Genomic DNA, 16175 nt, shown 5'->3' with positions numbered 1-16175 from the left:
CTAATCAGCGCGGACACTACTCCCACCAGTTACTTCCTTTTCGACTTTCGGGTTGCCGCGGTAACGCACGTTGCTCGCGCCGGTGGCTTTCACGTCCAGCAAACGGGTAACCCATACTTTGGCATTACTCGCGCCCGAAACATCCAGATCAGATTCTTCCGTTTCCAGTTGGAATGCATTGAGTTGCGACGCCCCGGAAGCTTCGCCGTCAACGAACTTCATTTTACCAAAAGCATTCAGCTGCGAGGCCCCGTTGAGGTCGAACTTTAATGTGGTACCACTTCCTTCGAAATCGCATTGAGAAGCGCCGGATAGCTCAATTTCAATGCTGGGCAGGTTTTCAAAATCATTGATCTCCGCATCTACCGCGCCCGAAAAATCCACGCCGCTGAGATCGGGCATTGTAATGTCGATATCCATTCTCTGCCGTTTCCTCCATGAATTATTGTAACGCGCAGTGAGCTTCCCGTCCTGAACGAAAATGTTAAGGTCGTCGAGGTCGTTGCGTTCGCCGGTAGCTTCAACGCTGAACGACGTGCCTGCGATCACATGAACGCGGATTGCGTCGCTTACTTCCAGCTCATCGAAATTGCGAAAATCATACGTGCGTGTGGCTTCGCCCCTCGGCGGAATGTCCTCATCCTTATTGATATAAACGCAGGATTGAAAAACAGAAACGATACTAAGGGCAAGCGATAGTTTAAGAAAAGTTTGTTTCATGGCTAAAAGACGTTGTTTACGATAGGACAACTGCCCCCTTGAATCCCCCTATTCAAAAAAATAAATTTTGTTATAGGGGTATGCGGCGGGTAAGTTGTCACATTCCAAAGGACATCCATAATGACCGCTCTTCTATATCAGGAACCGCTAATCGAAAGAGATTATCTATTTTTGACCGAAAATCAAAAACAGATAACGGTGCACTCTTCCGACCCAGAAATAGTCAGCGCGATACGGCGGGGCGATGAACAGGCCTTTGAGCAGACCTTCCGGACCTATTATCCAAGGCTGTGCAACTATGCATGTACGATGCTCAAAGATGAAGAAGAGTCGGAAGAAGTCGTTCAGACGGTATTTCTGACGATCTGGGAGAAGCGCGAAGACCTCGAAATCACACTTTCACTAAAATCCTACTTGTATCGGGCAGTGCACAACCATTGCCTCAACCGCTTCAAGCACGCGAATGTGCGGGAAGCGCATAAGGATTATACCATGTATGTTTCGAGTGGGTCGTACGACTCGGTGACGGAGGTAATCCACGCCAGCGAGCTGGAAGAACGCATCGAGCGGGCAGTGAGCACATTGCCCGAGCAGTGCCAGAAAGCATTCAGGCTAAGCCGTTTTGAGGAATTGAAATATCAGGAAATAGCAGATCAGTTGGGAATATCCATTAAAACGGTGGAAAATCAGATAGGGAAAGCATTGAAAATTCTGCGCGCGGAACTGGCAGACTACCTGCCCGTCACGCTTTGGTTGTGTGGTAGCATTGTTGAACAGTTAATCAGATCGTAACCATGAACTCATCTCATGCAAACATATCGGAGGAACTGCTCGCACGTTACCTGGCCGACACCGCTTCGGAATCCGAAAGAAATGATGTGGAAGCTTGGCTCGCCGAATCGGAAGCCAATGCACGGGAGCTGGCTACTTACCGGCTGATCTGGGACCATACGTCTGCCATGAAAAAGAGCAGCGTTGGGGTGGATACGGATGCCGCCTGGAATAAAATGAAGAGTAAAATAGCTGCGGGGAAGACTGCTGACCCATCGTCCAAATTGCCTGGGAAGGAAGTGCCTACCCCGGAAGCACCGACCAGGGAGGCAAAAACAATCGAATTCCGGCCCGAAATACGGAAACGCCGGTTGCCGGTAACGATGTGGGCGGCTGCGGTGATTGCTATTCTGGTCACAGCTTTCGGATGGTTCTTCCTTATTTCGGAAAAAACGCCGGAATCGCTTCACGTAGCCACAACCGACAATACGAAGGAGCAACTCCTTCCCGATGGAACGAAGGTTTTTCTCAATTACAACTCTAAACTCACCTATCCTGAAAACTTCAAAGGCGATTTGCGGACGGTTTCACTGCAGGGAGAAGCGTTTTTTGATGTGAAAGCGGATGCCGCACACCCGTTCGTCATTCAAGCTAACGGCACGGAGATTCGGGTATTGGGAACGTCTTTTAATGTAAAAGCTTACCATGAAGCACCTGTGCGGGTGGATGTCGCGACCGGGAAAGTACGTGTAAGCAAAAACTCCCACCGCGTCGAACTGGTGAAAGGGCAAAGTGCGGAAGTGCTCAAAGACTCGATCCGTAGCCTGCAAGCCAATATGAACCTGATGGGTTATCGCACACAGATTTACGAATTCAATGCCGCCGATCTGCAAGATGTCGTTACGTCGATCCGCGACGGCTATCACGTGGACGTGCGGCTGTCCAATGACAAGATCGCGCAATGCAGGCTCACGATCCGTTTCGAAAAAGAACCGGTGGACGCCACATTGTCCGTCATCGCCGAAACCCTCGACCTCAGTCTCCGGAAAGAAGGAAAGGTTTACTGGCTCGACGGAAACGGTTGCCAATAGAAACTACAAGTTATCCTGCTTTGAAACTACTTTACAGAATTACTCTCTGCTGTGCCTGCATTTGCCTGCTTCCCGGCTACATTTCGGCCCAGGAATTGCTGGAAAAGCGCATTAATTTGAAAGTAACGAACCAACCGCTCGACGAGACGCTACGAAAAATCGGCAATGCGGGCGGTTTCAGTTTCTCGTACAGCCCCGACATGATCGACGTCAAAAGTCGTGTATCGATGCAGGCTGAAAACCGGAGCGTACGGGAAATATTGGTAGCCATTTTTAAAGACAAGGTCACATTCAAGGAGCGTCGCCACTATATCATCCTTCAAAAGAAACCAGAAACCGAAAAGCCAGAGGAGCCCCAAAACTTCGACCTGAATGGCTACATTATCGACAATAAAACCGGCAAAAAACTGGCTAACGCAAGTATTTACGAGCCGGTGACGCTGGCTTCGGCAGTAAGCAACCAATATGGTTATTACAAAATACGTCTCCCGGCCGCCCGCTCCTCACTCCGGCTCGAAATCCGGAAAGAGGATTATATCGGCAAATCCATCCCCATTCCGACGCGCAAAGATACCTACCTGCAGATTTCGCTTACGCCCGACACGCTGAAACCGATTTCCGGAAAGATCGCTACGCCCACACCCGTGCAGGTGGACTCGCTGCATACCAAAGTGACTGTCCCGCAATTTGAAGTGGCGAAAACGGAATTACCGCGCGATACCATTTTTATCGATAGCTCGGCCAGCGGCAAAGCTATTACCTGGGCCGATTATGAGTCGTTGCGCAAGAAGTACCGGCGCGTTCAGAACAAGTTTGTCAGCGCATTCGCATCGGCCAAGCAAGCCATACACACCCGTAATATCGAGGATACGCTGTATGCGCCCTTCCAGGCCTCTATTTTGCCATTCCTGGGCACGAACCACGGGCTGAGCGGGAATATTGTAAATGAATATTCCATCAACCTCATCGCCGGGTACTCGCTGGGGGTGTCCAAATTCGAAATCGGCAGTTTGATCAACGTCGTGAGAGGTAATGTCAGGGGTTTCCAGTTTGCGGGGGTAAGTAATATAGTCGGTAACGATGTAGTAGGCTTTCAATATGCTAATGCACTGAACATGACGCTGGGCAATTTCACCGGCTTCCAGGGAACGCATTTACTGAACTACATAGGCCGAAATTTCACTGGTTTCCAGGTGGCCGGCGTGGGTAATGTAATTGTAGGTGAATTGCATGGTTACCAGTTCTCGGCTGTTTATAATTATGCCCACACGGTCAAAAGCGGCCATCAGATCGGCGCTGTGAACTACGCCGACTCGACGGCGACCGTTCCGTTCGGGCTTTTCAGCTGGGTGCATAGCAATGGTTACCGCCGCTACGAGTTCTCCACCGACGAGTTCAACTATTTCAATACCGCATTCAAAACGGGGGTAAGTCGCTTTTACAATATTTTCAACCTCGGTTTCAGCGGCTTGGCAAAAGACAAACCGCTCTTTACCATAGGTTACGGTTTCGGGACGGCCCAAAAACTGGGCAGAGGTTGGAGCGCTAATGCGGATTTGACGGGAAGCTTGGTACTGCTTGAACATAATATCGACGATGACATCAGTCAGGGGCTTGTCAAATTTGCATTAGGTGTCGAGAAGAAAATCGGTTCGCGGTTCGCGCTATTTGTGGGCCCATCAATCAACACCTTCTTTGCCAAACACTCCGGTTTAATCAACGCAGAAGGCAAAAAAGGGTTTCCATCCGTTTGGCTAGGGGAAAAGCCGGACGCTTCCAGCAAAGTTTACGGCTGGATCGGCTTCCAGGCCGGTATCCGGTTTTTGAATAAGATCTGAGGCTACTGTTTGTTGGGGATTTCTAGTAGTAGCCGGTTCAACTCGTCGTCGGAAATGTCCGATTGTTCCGATTTGTCGTAAATCGAAACCAGAAATACTTTATTCTTAACCACTTTAACATAAGTAATCACGCGCGCACCACCTCGCTTGCCTTTGCCCTTTGACTTTATCGCAAGCCTTATTTTGTAGAAACCGCCTCTTAGTGCTGTTCCAATAAAAGGGTCTGTTTCGAGTTGTTCGATTAAATGAAGTAAGTCACTTGGAAGAGATATAAACTTTTTTCGGAGCCTTCTGGCTTCCCTTTCAAAGTTTGGAAGGGTTTCAACCTCGAACCTCATAGTTCATTAAGAAACTCACGTGCAGAACGGGTTTTCAGCTTACCTCCTTCCACCAAAGACAATTCGCGAATCCCCTCCCTGACATTTGCACGAACAGCCTCGTCAGAATCCTCTTCGACGTCTTCGCTGATTTTCACGAAAGGAAATTTCATCAAAAGCGCTCGCAGAAAGTCAAGTTCTGTATCCTCTACTTCAACGGTTATTGTAGCCATGACAGCAAATTTTATTTCAGTAAAGATAACGAAATACGGCCGCTATTGCTAAAACCCGATCCGCTTGCGCCCGTTCTGCACAGCCGCGCCTTGTACATATGCGCGCAGCTCGGCTAATTCTTTCTCAAACCCGCCGGACAATATCGGGAAGCGACACCAGGAGCGCGGGTCGAGGTTTCGGTCGTCGAGGTGGAAGGATGGCGCGTAACGCTCCCGCTTCCACTGGTTGCGGCTCCATAACTTAAAGAAACGTTCTGTCCAACCGAGGAGCTGTTCCACGCTATAAGTTCCTTTGTAACGCACATAAAGGTTTTTGTAAGACTCCAATGGTGACTTTTTATCCCTGATAGCCAGTCCTTCCAGGTCATTTAAAAACTCATAAGGCATTAAATCGGCCTCGTCTGTCTGCGTCTGTGCGAGTGGTCGTAGTTCGGCGGTGGGTTGCAGGCTATTTACTTTCTTTAAACCTTCAATCCGGATGTGCTTGCCTTTCACTTCACATCCCACCGTTTCGAGCCAGCGGAGCCATTGGCGCAGGTAATGCTTGTCGATCCCCGCTAACGGACTAATGCTGCCGGAGGTATCACCATCCATAGTGGCATATCCGACGGCCGCCTCCGAGCGGTTCGACGTCGCGAGTAAGAGGTGGTTCGAGAGATTGGTCAACAGCCACACTCCCGGGGCACGGACCCTCGCCTGGATGTTCTGCAACGCGATATCATCCTGCTCCCAGTTCAGCTTCCGGCCAATCTGGCTTTCAATCAGGTCTTTATAAGTCTCGACCAGTCCATTGATATTCACATTATAAAATGTAGAACCAATCGACTCCGCCAATGACTGTGCGGATTCGAGCGTATCGGAAGAGCTGTTTTCAGTCCCCTGGTAAATATTATGGATCAAAACTTTGGCAAGGTCTTCCTCTGTTTGGGCAGATTGAATATCCTTGATGTAAGATAGCTTCTGCTTGAAGCGGTCCATACCGATACTTTCATCGGCCAGGCGGATCATCAGCCCACACAATGCAGTACAGGCACAGGAATCGGCCCCGCCCGAAAGTGATATGGTGAAACCGTTGGAACGGCTCTTTCTCAGATAGTCGAACAATGCAAGACACTCGGCCCGCGCGAATTCCTCCTCCTTTAATGCCCCACCTTTTTCAAATGGCTCTATATCCGGAACCTGTGGTAATACCGGCTCGATATCCGGAAAATCGAACCTTGCAGCAACGCGCCAGGTCCGTTCTTTCTCCGCAGTAGCAATTTTGCTCTGAACCTGACTTAAACGGGTGTATTCCGTATCAATAACTGCCGTTGTGATCACATAATCCTCGTAGCTGAATCGCGGACTAGATGCAAGCAGGTCGCCATTCGAGGCGATCATCGCATCCCCATCGTACACAGCCCTCCCCGCCTCGTTACCCAGGAGATTAGTATAAATATAACTACATGAGAATGAGCGCGAAGCATCCACCACAAGCTTTTCACGCACCATAAACTTGTTGAATGCAAAATGACTTGCGCTGGGGTTCAGGATAATGTCCACACCCCGCTCGTAATGCCTGCGAGCGGGACGATTGGCCACCCAGCCATCCTCGCAAATCTCGAACGCAATCTTCACTCCGTGTGAACCGCCCAGGATACGACCCGAAGCCACGTCAAAAATGAGGTCCCCGATTGGGTAAAACATCTGATTGACCTCAATGCTCTCTACTACCCCAGGCTGCCACGGCCTGAACCATCGCGCCTCGTAGTGAATACCGTTGTTGGCCAGGTTTTGCTTGCAGTAAAAACCGGCGATCTGTTTGTTGGAAATCAGGCAGGCCGCATTGTACAAACTTCCGTTGTGCCGCAACGGCAAACCGACCGCCACGATCATCCCTGCCGTTTCTTCTGCTATTTCTAGCAAACAACGCTGCGCTTGTTCCGCCATGTCCGGCGCAAAAAAATAATCATCGCAGCCGTAACCTGAAATGCATAATTCGGGCAGGCAGAGCAGGCTTACATCCTGCTTCCTGGCTTCCCTGATCGCATCGACGATATTTTGGGTGTTGGCCTCCCAGGCGATGGGTGTCTGGTTTACTACTCCGGAAGCAACTTTGATTAATGGCATGGACCGTGGTATGTTTTTCGATTCGGTATGTCTTTGGGCTAAAAAGAGGCTGGAAACTTAATAAAAAAATGCCTTTTTCGAACCGCTAAGGTTTTTTCCTATTTTTGTCAACAACTAATTTAAAGAACAGATTCCTCTTGCAATTCCCCTCATTCATCGCCAAACGAATACGCCATAACGAAGCAGGATCATTTTCTGCCACAGTTTCGCGAATCGGCGTGGCCAGTATCGCCATTGGTATTGCGGTTGGAATCATCGCTTTTGCAGTGCTGCTGGGCTTCAAGCAAACCATCCAGCAAAAAATATTCCTTTTCAGCGCACATATCAATGTAAATGCCTTTTCGCAGGGCAATACTTATGAAGAGGCGCCGCTCCCAGTCAAAAATGCGGTGTCGGATATACTACCAACAATTCCCGAAATCAAGCGCTGGCAAGCCGTAGCGCATAAATCGGGCATTCTGAAGACGCCAGACGAAATCAAAGGAATAATTCTGAAAGGCGTAGGCAAGGACTACGACTGGGAAACTTTCAAACCCAACCTCAAAGAAGGGAAACTAATCACCCGCACCGATTCTTCCTCCATTAAATACGGTTATTCTTCACAAATCCTGATCAGCCGGAAAATCGCTGCGCAAATGCGGCTGAAAACCGGCGACGATGTAATCATGTATTCGCTTCAAAATCCGCCCAGGCCCCGTAAGCTGATGGTCGCCGGTATTTATGAAACGGAAATGGAAGAGTTTGATAACAACCTGATTATCGGGGATATCGGACTTGTACAGCGGCTGAATGGCTGGGGCGCAGATTCTGTCGGGACTTATGAAATTTACCTCAAAGACTTTCACAACCTCGACCAGGTCACCCACAAGCTCCGTCGCGAACTTCCGCCGGGTTTATTTCTGCAAAAAGTTACCAGCCTCTTTCCGCAAATCTTCGACTGGCTCGTTCTGCTCGACCGCAATACAGCCGTTTTCCTGGTGCTTATCCTCTTTGTAGCTTGTTTTAACATGATCTCAATATTGCTCGTGATCATTATGGAAAGAACACCGCTCATTGGATTGCTCAAAACACTCGGAAGCCCAAACCGGCAAATCCGGATGATCTTTTTCCAGGTCGGCCTCGACATGCTTCGCAAAGGGATCATTATTGGCAACGTGACCGCGCTCTTGTTATGCTGGCTTCAATACCAGTTCAAATTGATCCCGCTCGACCCGGTCAATTATTACATGGACACCGTCCCTATCGTATTCGATTGGGGAATTTTCGCGTTGGTCAACGTAGTCGCGGTCATTATCACGGCGGCGATCCTGCTCATTCCAACGCTCATCATCACGCGGATTCAGCCGATCAAGGCATTGTTGTTCAAGAAGTAGTTTTTTGGGCTAAGAGCTTTGCAAGCAGACGTAAGTCTGTTGAGAAGTCAACTGCGGGCATAAACTGAATATCGCCGAATCTTTTGGCGAATGGATTCAATATCACATTTCTTTCCGAAGGTACAATCGCCGATGGCGCCGTAAATGCGATGATTTCAGGGTCGGTCAGGATCTGTTCGCCAATCCACTGAGAATAGGAAATATCGTTCATCCAATTCTTCTTCAACTGCTGGTCGTCGACATGAAAAACCAGGTTATCATCGTCGGGAATAGTGATTTGGAGTAAGGCGAGCCGCTCCATACATTCCCGGAATTCGGCATGGACGTATTTCTCAAGTAATGCGAGTGAAAGGTTCTGGCTGGCATAAATGCAAGGGCATCCCGCCGGATTCCAGCGCCCTCCAAACAACTTGGCTCCTGAACCCGATAGGTCATCAATATACGCCCTCGCAGCAAGGCGGTACGCGATCATATGTACACGCCATGTTCCATGCGCCCGAGCTCATTGCAAATCAGTTTCACACCCCAGAATGAGCGCAACGTCGAAAAATCCTGCGTTTCACCGAGAACTTCCCTCGGCGTACGAAGCCATCTTTCAAAGGCTTTCGCATCCCCAAATACTTCCAGGCCAAGATCGGCCATATTTTCAAGCTGGTACAAATGCTCCGCATACAACCCTTCGAAAGGCTTATCGTCTTTCAGATACCTGTGCAGCGTTCTATCGCTTACATGCAGTATCTCGGCCCATTCCATTTGGGTGAAAAGCAACTTCTGAGAAAGCGCCTGAAAGCGCCCGACAGGAAACATATCGATCGTTTGCCGGGCAACATACAACACTTCGGGCTCCTCAGCTATCCGCAACGGAGCGACTTCATCGTATTTTTGATATTGTATCGTTTTCATACGTCCGAAATTTGTCAGATTAAGTTACGACTTTTTTCGAATTTGTGGATAACAAGCCACTCTCCTACAATCTTTTTACCAACGTGCGGCGTTCAACAAGCCTGCGGCTTTCAGCAAGGTTTCGTCATGCTTGGCAAAGCAAAATCTAAGCGTTTTGAAGTCCGTTGCTCTTCCATAGAATGCCGACACCGGTATAGAAGCAACCCCAACCTCCCTGGTGAGCCGTTCGGCTAATGCAAGATCGTTTTCATCTGACAAGTTGGCATAGGAAACATTCTGAAAAAAGCTGCCCTCTGAGGGTTTAAGCACAAAACCAATGTCCTGGATTGCCTCATTAAACAGATCCCGTTTACGCTCGTAAAATGCAGAGAGTGACAGATAATGCTCAGGTTCGTTCAGATATTCGGCTACGGCAAATTGCAATGGCGTTACCACGCTGAACACCAGGAATTGGTGAATTTTCCTGAACTCGGCAGTAAGATGGGCCGGAGCAAGACAGTAGCCCAATTTCCAGCCGGTTGTGTGAAATGTCTTCCCGAAGGACCCGCAGACAAAGCTCCGCCCGGCGAGCGACGGAATGGATGCCACCGAAATATGCTCCCGCCCGTCAAAAACAATGTATTCATAAACTTCGTCACTGATTACGATCAGATCGTGCTCCTCCGCGAGGGAAGCCAGCGCCCGTAAATCAGCAGCCTCCCAAACTTTTCCGGTCGGGTTATGCGGTGTGTTAATGATAATCGCACGTGTTTTTTCGCTAATGAGCGACTTTACGACCTCCCAGTTAATCGAATCGTATTGTGGGTCAAGCGTTACGAAAACCGGGATGCCGCCGCTAAGCCCGATAGCGGGTACATAACTGTCGTAGGCAGGTTCGAAGACGATTACTTCGTCGCCGGGATGCACTACTGTGCTGATTGCCACGAATAGTGCCTCGGTGGCGCCGCTGGTAATGGTAATGTCCGTCACAGGATGATATTCGTGACCGGAGGCTTCAAAAGCCTTTCGTGCGATTGCCTCTCGCAACGGCAATACGCCCGTCATGGGCGCATACTGGTTTTTACCTGACCGTACATACTTGTCGACCAGCCACTGTAAATCAGGTGAACAATCGAATTCGGGGAAACCCTGCGCCAGGTTCAGCGCCTTGTGCTCTTCGGCCAGCGCCGACATTTTAGTAAAAATGGTAGTCCCGACATTGGGGAGCTTCGATTGCAACCTGTTTTTCAATAACATATCCAAAAATCGTATTAAACAAATACCGTGTCAGCGGCGAAACCAAAGATAATGCATGGTTGCCTGGCTGACACGGTATGAATGTCAAATATGCAATTTCTATTGCCGGCCGTCGTAAACCGCTTTCAAAACACTTTTGACGTCAGGCGTATTGTCAAAGTTTTCATCTACAAATGTGTAACCCACCCGGCGGTTGCGGCCCAGGACAAACAGCGAAGGCGTGAAAACCTCCTCCGAAATCCCTGCAATGCGGTCCCAGATCGGGGAGGTTTCAGAAAACACGCCATAGGAACGTGCTACGTTGTAATTTTTATCATGGTAAATCAACGCTGCCGTATCCAGCTTTCTGGCAATGCGCCCTATTTCCTTTTGGGATTCATTCGTCAATATCAACAGTTGTCCCCCCAAAGCCTCTACCTGCGGCGCGAGCGCCTTCAAGACTTCCAGGTGTTTGGGCGCGTAACTTCCCCAGCAATTGCAATAGAAACTGAGTACAAGCGGCTTGAAACGCACCAGATCGAGCACCGATCGTAAGTCGCTGTCCGACGGAGCGCCCGCCAGCGATGTGACCGGAAATCCTTCCTCGTTCCGTAGATAGAACAGCGGAGCCAGCTCATCCTTCTTGGGCGGCTCAATCTGCTCTTCCGCGATCCGTTGTTTAAGTTGTAAGGTGGACACGTTGCCCAGTTCGTCTTCAATTTCGTAGTACATAATGCCAAGGGTCTTCTAATTTCGAAGCTCGAAGTTAACATTAATCTATTTATCCTACAAATTTAATAGACTTATTTTACCACCGCCATTTCTTAGTATAAAAAACCAATAACCACTTATAATGTTGATCCACGAGCCACTGAACACGATGCGCCAACTCAACCTAAGCCTTTCTACGTTATTTTTAATCTTCATTCCATCCCTGCTTTTCGGGCAAGCTATCACCTGGAAAGAGATTCATCCGGGCGTCTGGAAGGGTACCGCAGGCAAGCCCGATGCCTACGATCTGTTGAAAGCAGCGGAAAGCACCGCCTCTCCTGCGCTTTCCAAACTATCCAGACAGGAGTTTCCGCTCGACAAATCGGCCATCGCATTTCAATTGAATAATGGCAAGTCGTACCTACGCCTGCCGTTGCAAAGGAATGAGCAGCTGTATGGTTTCGGGCTGAATTTCCAGACTATCCATCAGCGCGGCCGCATTATGCAGCTCCACGCCGATCATTACGGCAAAACCGACAACGGCCGCACACACGCCCCGGTGCCATTTTATGTATCGTCGCTGGGTTATGGTGTCTTCGTCAATTCTGCCAAATACATCGATGTATACGCGGGCTCGGGCGTACGCAAGGACAGTAAAAATCCGCCGAAAGTGATGGATCGCAACACCGACAAGAACTGGGAAGCGCACCCTTATTCCGACGCAGTTGAAATGCTGATTCCGGCCGAAGGCATTGAAATCTACGTTTTCGCCGGCCCCAAACCTGTTAATACGATCGAGCGTTTCAATTTGCTGAGCGGCGGAGGCTGCCTGCCGCCACGCTGGGGGCTTGGCTTTACACAGCGCGTCCACCGGCTCTACACGGCCGATCAGGTGAAACAGGAGGCGAAAGCATTTGAAGAAAAAGGCTTCCCGCTCGATTTCATCGGTCTCGAACCCGGCTGGCAAACCAAGTCCTACCCTTGTACATTCGAATGGGACCGCTCACGCTTCCCGGATCCGGCAAGTTTTGTAAAGGATCTGGATCAAATGGGTGTCAAAATCAACCTCTGGACAAACCCGTACGTCTCGCCCGATGCCTCCATTTACAAGGCAATAGCGCCCTACACCGGTTCACACACAGTTTGGAATGGTGTAGTACCAGACCTTTCGATGCCCCAGGCGCGCAAAATTCTCTTTGATCAGTTTGAAAAAGAGCATGTCAAAATCGGTGTCAGTGGCTATAAGATCGATGAAGTAGATGGCTTCGATTCCTACCTCTGGCCGGATGTGGCCACATTTCCTTCGGGCCGTTCATCTGAGCAAATCCGCCAGACTTACGGGCTGCTCGTTCAGAAACACAGCTTCGAAATGTTCCGTCGCAACAATATGCGCACATATGGGCTCGTTCGTGCGTCCAACGCGGGTGGGGCGCCGTTTCCTTATGTGATTTATAATGACAATTACAGCCATGAAGATTTCATTACCGCGCTCATCAACAGCGGCTACGTCGGCGTGCTGTGGACTCCGGAGGTACGTGCGTCGAAAACCGCCGAAGAATGGCTCCGGCGCTTTCAGACAGTATGCTTCTCTCCTATGGCGATGATCAACGCGTGGTCGAGCAGCATGCAGCCTTGGACATTCCCCGAGGTGGCGCCGCAGATCAAGGCATTGGCTGAACTCCGGATGCGCATGATGCCTTACTGGTACTCTGAATTTGCGAAATACCATTACAACGGCACGCCGCCATTCCGTGGGATGAACCTGGAAGAGGGTTTTGGCATAAACATGAAAAAGGAAAAAACGGCAACCAATCTCGAAGAAAATCCTTATGAAGAAGCGGTTACCCATGAAGTGAAAGACCAATATATGGCTGGTGAATACCTGTTGGTAGCACCATTGTTTACCGGACAAACTTCCCGAAAAGTGATTTTGCCCAAAGGAAAATGGTATGATTTCTACACCGGCCAGTTCGCAGGCAACGGCGAGGTGATCACCATCAGCCCGAGAATGGATCAAATTCCGGTTTTTGTGAAAGACGGAGGTATTATTCCCATGATGCCGGCCCTGCTCCATGCACCGCGGTCGGGAGCCAAAACGGATATCGAAATCCGGCATTACGGAGAAAAGAACGGCAGCTATAACCTTTACGATGACGACGGTGAGACATTTGCTTACGAAAAAGGGGCATTCTCGTGGCGTACCATTAAAGTGGAACGGCAGGGCGGCCAACTGAAAGGCAGCATTTCAGCCGCTGAAACTGGCAAGCCTGACACAATCGGTAATATTACCTGGCGGTTTATGACGGAATAGCGCCCACGGAGTCGAGATCAAGATAACCCGAGTTATAATGTCCTTTTTCCAGAGGTTTCTTCGCAAGTGCGTCCGTGAGGAATTCAGGGTAGACACGAATCGAATGCAAATCAGTCACATCGTGCCAATGGAAAAGCAATTCATCCTGCCCTTCCACACCGAGAAAATCATCCTGGTTGGGCAGGTTTTTAATCTGCATTTCAAAATAGAAACCTATTTCGTGGTATTTATCGCCATTATAGAGGAAGAAATTTTCGGAAACCCAAAGCATTGCGCCGGCTTCGGCGTCCAGCCCGGTTTCTTCCTGCATTTCACGCTGCAAAGTATCTTTTGAAAATTCGAACAACTCGCAGCGCCCGCCGGGAAGCGTCCAGAAATTATCTGAAGGGGTTTTATGCAGGAGCACCTTGCCATTCAGCACCGCCACACCGGCGACCCTGTAATTGAACAATGCTCCATCAATGCGAAGGCTAATCATCCGTGACGCGTCTTTTCCGCTAAACTACCGTTTTTCCCACAGACGATTCCCTGATCGTCATGACAGTTTTAAGTGAGCGCGTTTCAAATTTGTCGGTTTTTTGCGGATGCTCGATCAGCCTGATCAAGAGCTCTACGGCCTGCTGACCCATTTCCATCGCAGGTTGCATGACGGTCGTCAACGGCGGATTGAGCAAATTTGCCACGCTTATATTGGTGAAGCCGACGATCGCCACCTCATCCGGCACCCGGATACCTTTCCTTTGGAATACCGACATACACCCGGTTGTAAGCCGGTCGCTGGCTGTGAATATGGCATCGGGCGGCTCCGGCAATGAGAGCAGATCTTCTATTGCGGCTTCGTTCTCAGCCTCTATTTTGCCGCCGTAAAGGCAATATTTGACATACGACTCATCAAATGGAATGCCGTAATCTTCCAGTGCCTTTTTATAACCCGCGAGTCGCTCGGTGGTGATCGACAGGTAAATAGGGCTCGTGAGATGCGCAATGCGCCGGCGCCCCGAAAGGATTAAATGCTCGGTAGCCTCGTAACTGCCTGTAAAATTGTCGGCTACGACCTTATGCGTCTCGATATCATTAGGTACCCGGTCGAGAAACACGATCGGCAGCCCTTTTTCCATCAATTCCTGAAAATGTACGAGATTGGTTGTCAAGCTCGCCAGCGAAACCAGCAGCCCATCCACACGCCTCGAGACCAAATAGTTGGTATTCGCTACTTCCCTTTCATAGGAATCATGGCTTTGGAAAATCACCACGTGATAACCCAGGTTATAAGCAATGGATTCGATGCCATTGATAAGCTGTGAGAAAAAGTGGTTTGCAATTTCAGGGATAATGACGCCTATCGACTTGCTTTTGCTATCCTTCAAACTGAGCGCAATGGGATTCGGGCGGTAGTTCATCCGCTCGGCGTACTCCATCACCAGCTTCTTGGTTTCGGGGTTAATCTCATAGCTATTTCTCAATGCACGTGAGACTGTCGAGGTCGACAGGCTCAGTGCCTTTGCGATATCCTTGATGGTGATGGTTTCCAATGCCAGAAAATTGGTTTATTCCAACTTATTATTCGATTCAAAATATCCCACACTCCTGTGCTCCTCTCAGCCGGACTGCCAATTTATCCTAAAATTTACAATCATCCGGCTCAACTGACAACGTTCCCGATAACGATTGCACAAAAAAAGACAATTCGTTATTTGATTTTTCTGATTATTCAATCTAACATCGTTTGGTTCGGGTCTATTTAGTATCGACGCTAAATTTATCGGATACCCCGAAAAAGACAAATTATAAACCCATTCATGAATACCGTTAATTTATTTGACCTTTCCGGAAAAACTGCATTGGTAACCGGCTGCAATCGCGGCATTGGAAAAGCCATGGCGGAGGCGCTCGCTGAGGCCGGTGCAGATATTATCGGGGTCACTTCTTCGGAGTTTGAGAAAGGCAGCGAAACGGAACGTGCTATCCGACAGACAGGAAGGAGCTTCTACCCCTATCAGGCCGACCTCGGTGAACGGGAAAAGCTCTATCAATTCATCCATCAGGTAAAAAAAGACCACCCTGTCATCGACATTCTTGTAAACAACGCTGGTATTATCCTTCGTGAACCAGTTGCCGGGCACTCCGATGAGTATTGGGACAAAGTACTGAGTATCAATCTCGACGCACCTTACATTCTCGCACGCGAGCTCGGTAAGGAAATGATCTCGCGCGGCTCGGGCAAGATCATTTTTACTGCGTCGCTGCTCACATTTCAGGGAGGTATCAATGTACCGGGATACACGGCTTCAAAAAGTGCTATCGGCGGTTTGGTGAAAGCATTGGCCAATGAATGGGCGGGTAAAGGTGTGAATGTGAACGCCATTGCACCGGGTTACGTCAATACCGACAATACCAAGGCATTACGCAACGACCCGGTACGCAGCAAATCCATCCTCGACCGCATACCGGCTGGGCGCTGGGGACTACCGGAAGATTTCAAAGGGCCAACCCTCTTCCTGGCTTCGGAAGCCGCGAGTTATGTCCATGGCACCATACTGACCGTCGACGGCGGCTGGATGGGCCGCTAGTCAAACTAATTAT

General features: G+C 49.4%; 16 protein-coding genes. 6 read left to right on the top strand and 10 right to left on the bottom strand.

Going from position 1 to position 16175, the window contains the following annotated elements:
* On the bottom strand, nucleotides 1–720 hold the full coding sequence (locus ACQ4MZ_RS02405) for a head GIN domain-containing protein (RefSeq protein WP_430842584.1): 720 nt from the start codon (nucleotides 718–720) through the stop codon (nucleotides 1–3).
* Between the two features lie 171 nt (nucleotides 721–891).
* On the opposite strand from ACQ4MZ_RS02405, the gene ACQ4MZ_RS02400 reads away from it, so the two are divergent.
* The 3 genes from ACQ4MZ_RS02400 to ACQ4MZ_RS02390 are packed head-to-tail and all read left to right on the top strand — an operon-like array spanning nucleotide 892 to nucleotide 4420.
* Nucleotides 892–1512 carry an RNA polymerase sigma-70 factor gene (locus ACQ4MZ_RS02400; protein ID WP_223404055.1) on the top strand — a complete coding sequence of 207 codons (621 nt, stop codon included), beginning with the start codon at nucleotides 892–894 and terminating at the stop codon, nucleotides 1510–1512.
* Nucleotides 1513–1514: 2 nt separating this feature from the next.
* Nucleotides 1515–2582 (top strand): FecR domain-containing protein, encoded by a 1068-nt coding sequence (locus tag ACQ4MZ_RS02395; RefSeq protein ID WP_430842582.1) that lies wholly within the window; start codon nucleotides 1515–1517, stop codon nucleotides 2580–2582.
* 20 nt (nucleotides 2583–2602) lie between these two features.
* A complete protein-coding gene (locus ACQ4MZ_RS02390; protein WP_430842580.1) occupies nucleotides 2603–4420 on the top strand; it encodes a hypothetical protein in 1818 nt (605 codons plus the stop codon).
* Between the two features lie 2 nt (nucleotides 4421–4422).
* On the opposite strand, the gene ACQ4MZ_RS02385 is transcribed toward ACQ4MZ_RS02390, so the two are convergent.
* Genes ACQ4MZ_RS02385 through nadE form a run of 3 tightly spaced genes read right to left on the bottom strand, consistent with a single transcriptional unit; the run spans nucleotide 4423 to nucleotide 7079 of the window.
* On the bottom strand, nucleotides 4423–4758 hold the full coding sequence (locus ACQ4MZ_RS02385) for a type II toxin-antitoxin system RelE/ParE family toxin (protein ID WP_430842578.1): 336 nt from the start codon (nucleotides 4756–4758) through the stop codon (nucleotides 4423–4425).
* A complete protein-coding gene (locus ACQ4MZ_RS02380) occupies nucleotides 4755–4970 on the bottom strand; it encodes a hypothetical protein (protein ID WP_430842576.1) in 216 nt (71 codons plus the stop codon). Before ACQ4MZ_RS02380 ends, ACQ4MZ_RS02385 begins: the two co-directional genes overlap by 4 nt.
* A gap of 48 nt (nucleotides 4971–5018) precedes the next feature.
* Nucleotides 5019–7079 carry an NAD(+) synthase gene (nadE, locus tag ACQ4MZ_RS02375; RefSeq protein ID WP_430842574.1) on the bottom strand — a complete coding sequence of 687 codons (2061 nt, stop codon included), beginning with the start codon at nucleotides 7077–7079 and terminating at the stop codon, nucleotides 5019–5021.
* Nucleotides 7080–7216: 137 nt separating this feature from the next.
* Here nadE and ACQ4MZ_RS02370 point away from each other — a divergent pair, with 137 nt between their 5' ends.
* The gene (locus ACQ4MZ_RS02370) at nucleotides 7217–8452 is read left to right on the top strand and encodes an ABC transporter permease (protein ID WP_430842572.1); all 1236 of its coding nucleotides are present in this window, start codon (nucleotides 7217–7219) and stop codon (nucleotides 8450–8452) included.
* Here ACQ4MZ_RS02370 and ACQ4MZ_RS02365 read toward each other — a convergent pair.
* The 4 genes from ACQ4MZ_RS02365 to ACQ4MZ_RS02350 form a co-directional block, all read right to left on the bottom strand.
* Nucleotides 8442–8924, bottom strand: coding sequence for an RES family NAD+ phosphorylase (locus ACQ4MZ_RS02365; protein ID WP_430842570.1), 483 nt, complete (start codon nucleotides 8922–8924; stop codon nucleotides 8442–8444). The two genes, ACQ4MZ_RS02370 and ACQ4MZ_RS02365, sit on opposite strands and share 11 nt — an antisense overlap.
* A complete protein-coding gene (parS, locus tag ACQ4MZ_RS02360; protein WP_430842568.1) occupies nucleotides 8921–9355 on the bottom strand; it encodes a type II RES/Xre toxin-antitoxin system antitoxin in 435 nt (144 codons plus the stop codon). Before parS ends, ACQ4MZ_RS02365 begins: the two co-directional genes overlap by 4 nt.
* 75 nt (nucleotides 9356–9430) lie before the next feature.
* On the bottom strand, nucleotides 9431–10591 hold the full coding sequence (locus ACQ4MZ_RS02355) for a methionine aminotransferase (RefSeq protein WP_430842566.1): 1161 nt from the start codon (nucleotides 10589–10591) through the stop codon (nucleotides 9431–9433).
* A 99-nt stretch (nucleotides 10592–10690) separates the two neighbouring features.
* Nucleotides 10691–11302, bottom strand: a complete 612-nt coding sequence (locus ACQ4MZ_RS02350; protein ID WP_430842564.1) for a peroxiredoxin family protein — start codon at nucleotides 11300–11302, stop codon at nucleotides 10691–10693.
* Between the two features lie 121 nt (nucleotides 11303–11423).
* Between ACQ4MZ_RS02350 and ACQ4MZ_RS02345 the strand changes: the two genes are divergently transcribed.
* Complete coding sequence (locus ACQ4MZ_RS02345) at nucleotides 11424–13592, top strand: TIM-barrel domain-containing protein (protein ID WP_430842562.1); 2169 nt, start codon at nucleotides 11424–11426, stop codon at nucleotides 13590–13592.
* On the opposite strand, the gene ACQ4MZ_RS02340 is transcribed toward ACQ4MZ_RS02345, so the two are convergent.
* Both ACQ4MZ_RS02340 and ACQ4MZ_RS02335 read right to left on the bottom strand, forming a co-directional pair.
* Nucleotides 13579–14070 carry an NUDIX hydrolase gene (locus tag ACQ4MZ_RS02340; RefSeq protein ID WP_430842560.1) on the bottom strand — a complete coding sequence of 164 codons (492 nt, stop codon included), beginning with the start codon at nucleotides 14068–14070 and terminating at the stop codon, nucleotides 13579–13581. The genes ACQ4MZ_RS02345 and ACQ4MZ_RS02340 overlap by 14 nt on opposite strands.
* A gap of 19 nt (nucleotides 14071–14089) precedes the next feature.
* Nucleotides 14090–15124 carry a LacI family DNA-binding transcriptional regulator gene (locus tag ACQ4MZ_RS02335; protein ID WP_430842558.1) on the bottom strand — a complete coding sequence of 345 codons (1035 nt, stop codon included), beginning with the start codon at nucleotides 15122–15124 and terminating at the stop codon, nucleotides 14090–14092.
* 267 nt (nucleotides 15125–15391) lie between these two features.
* Between ACQ4MZ_RS02335 and ACQ4MZ_RS02330 the strand changes: the two genes are divergently transcribed.
* Complete coding sequence (locus ACQ4MZ_RS02330) at nucleotides 15392–16162, top strand: SDR family oxidoreductase (RefSeq protein ID WP_430842556.1); 771 nt, start codon at nucleotides 15392–15394, stop codon at nucleotides 16160–16162.
* Nucleotides 16163–16175 lie beyond the last annotated feature (13 nt).

The organism is Dyadobacter sp. BHUBP1, assembly GCF_050587785.1.
Classification (GTDB): Bacteria; Bacteroidota; Bacteroidia; order Cytophagales; family Spirosomataceae; genus Dyadobacter.
This window is presented reverse-complemented; position numbering and strand designations above follow the sequence as displayed.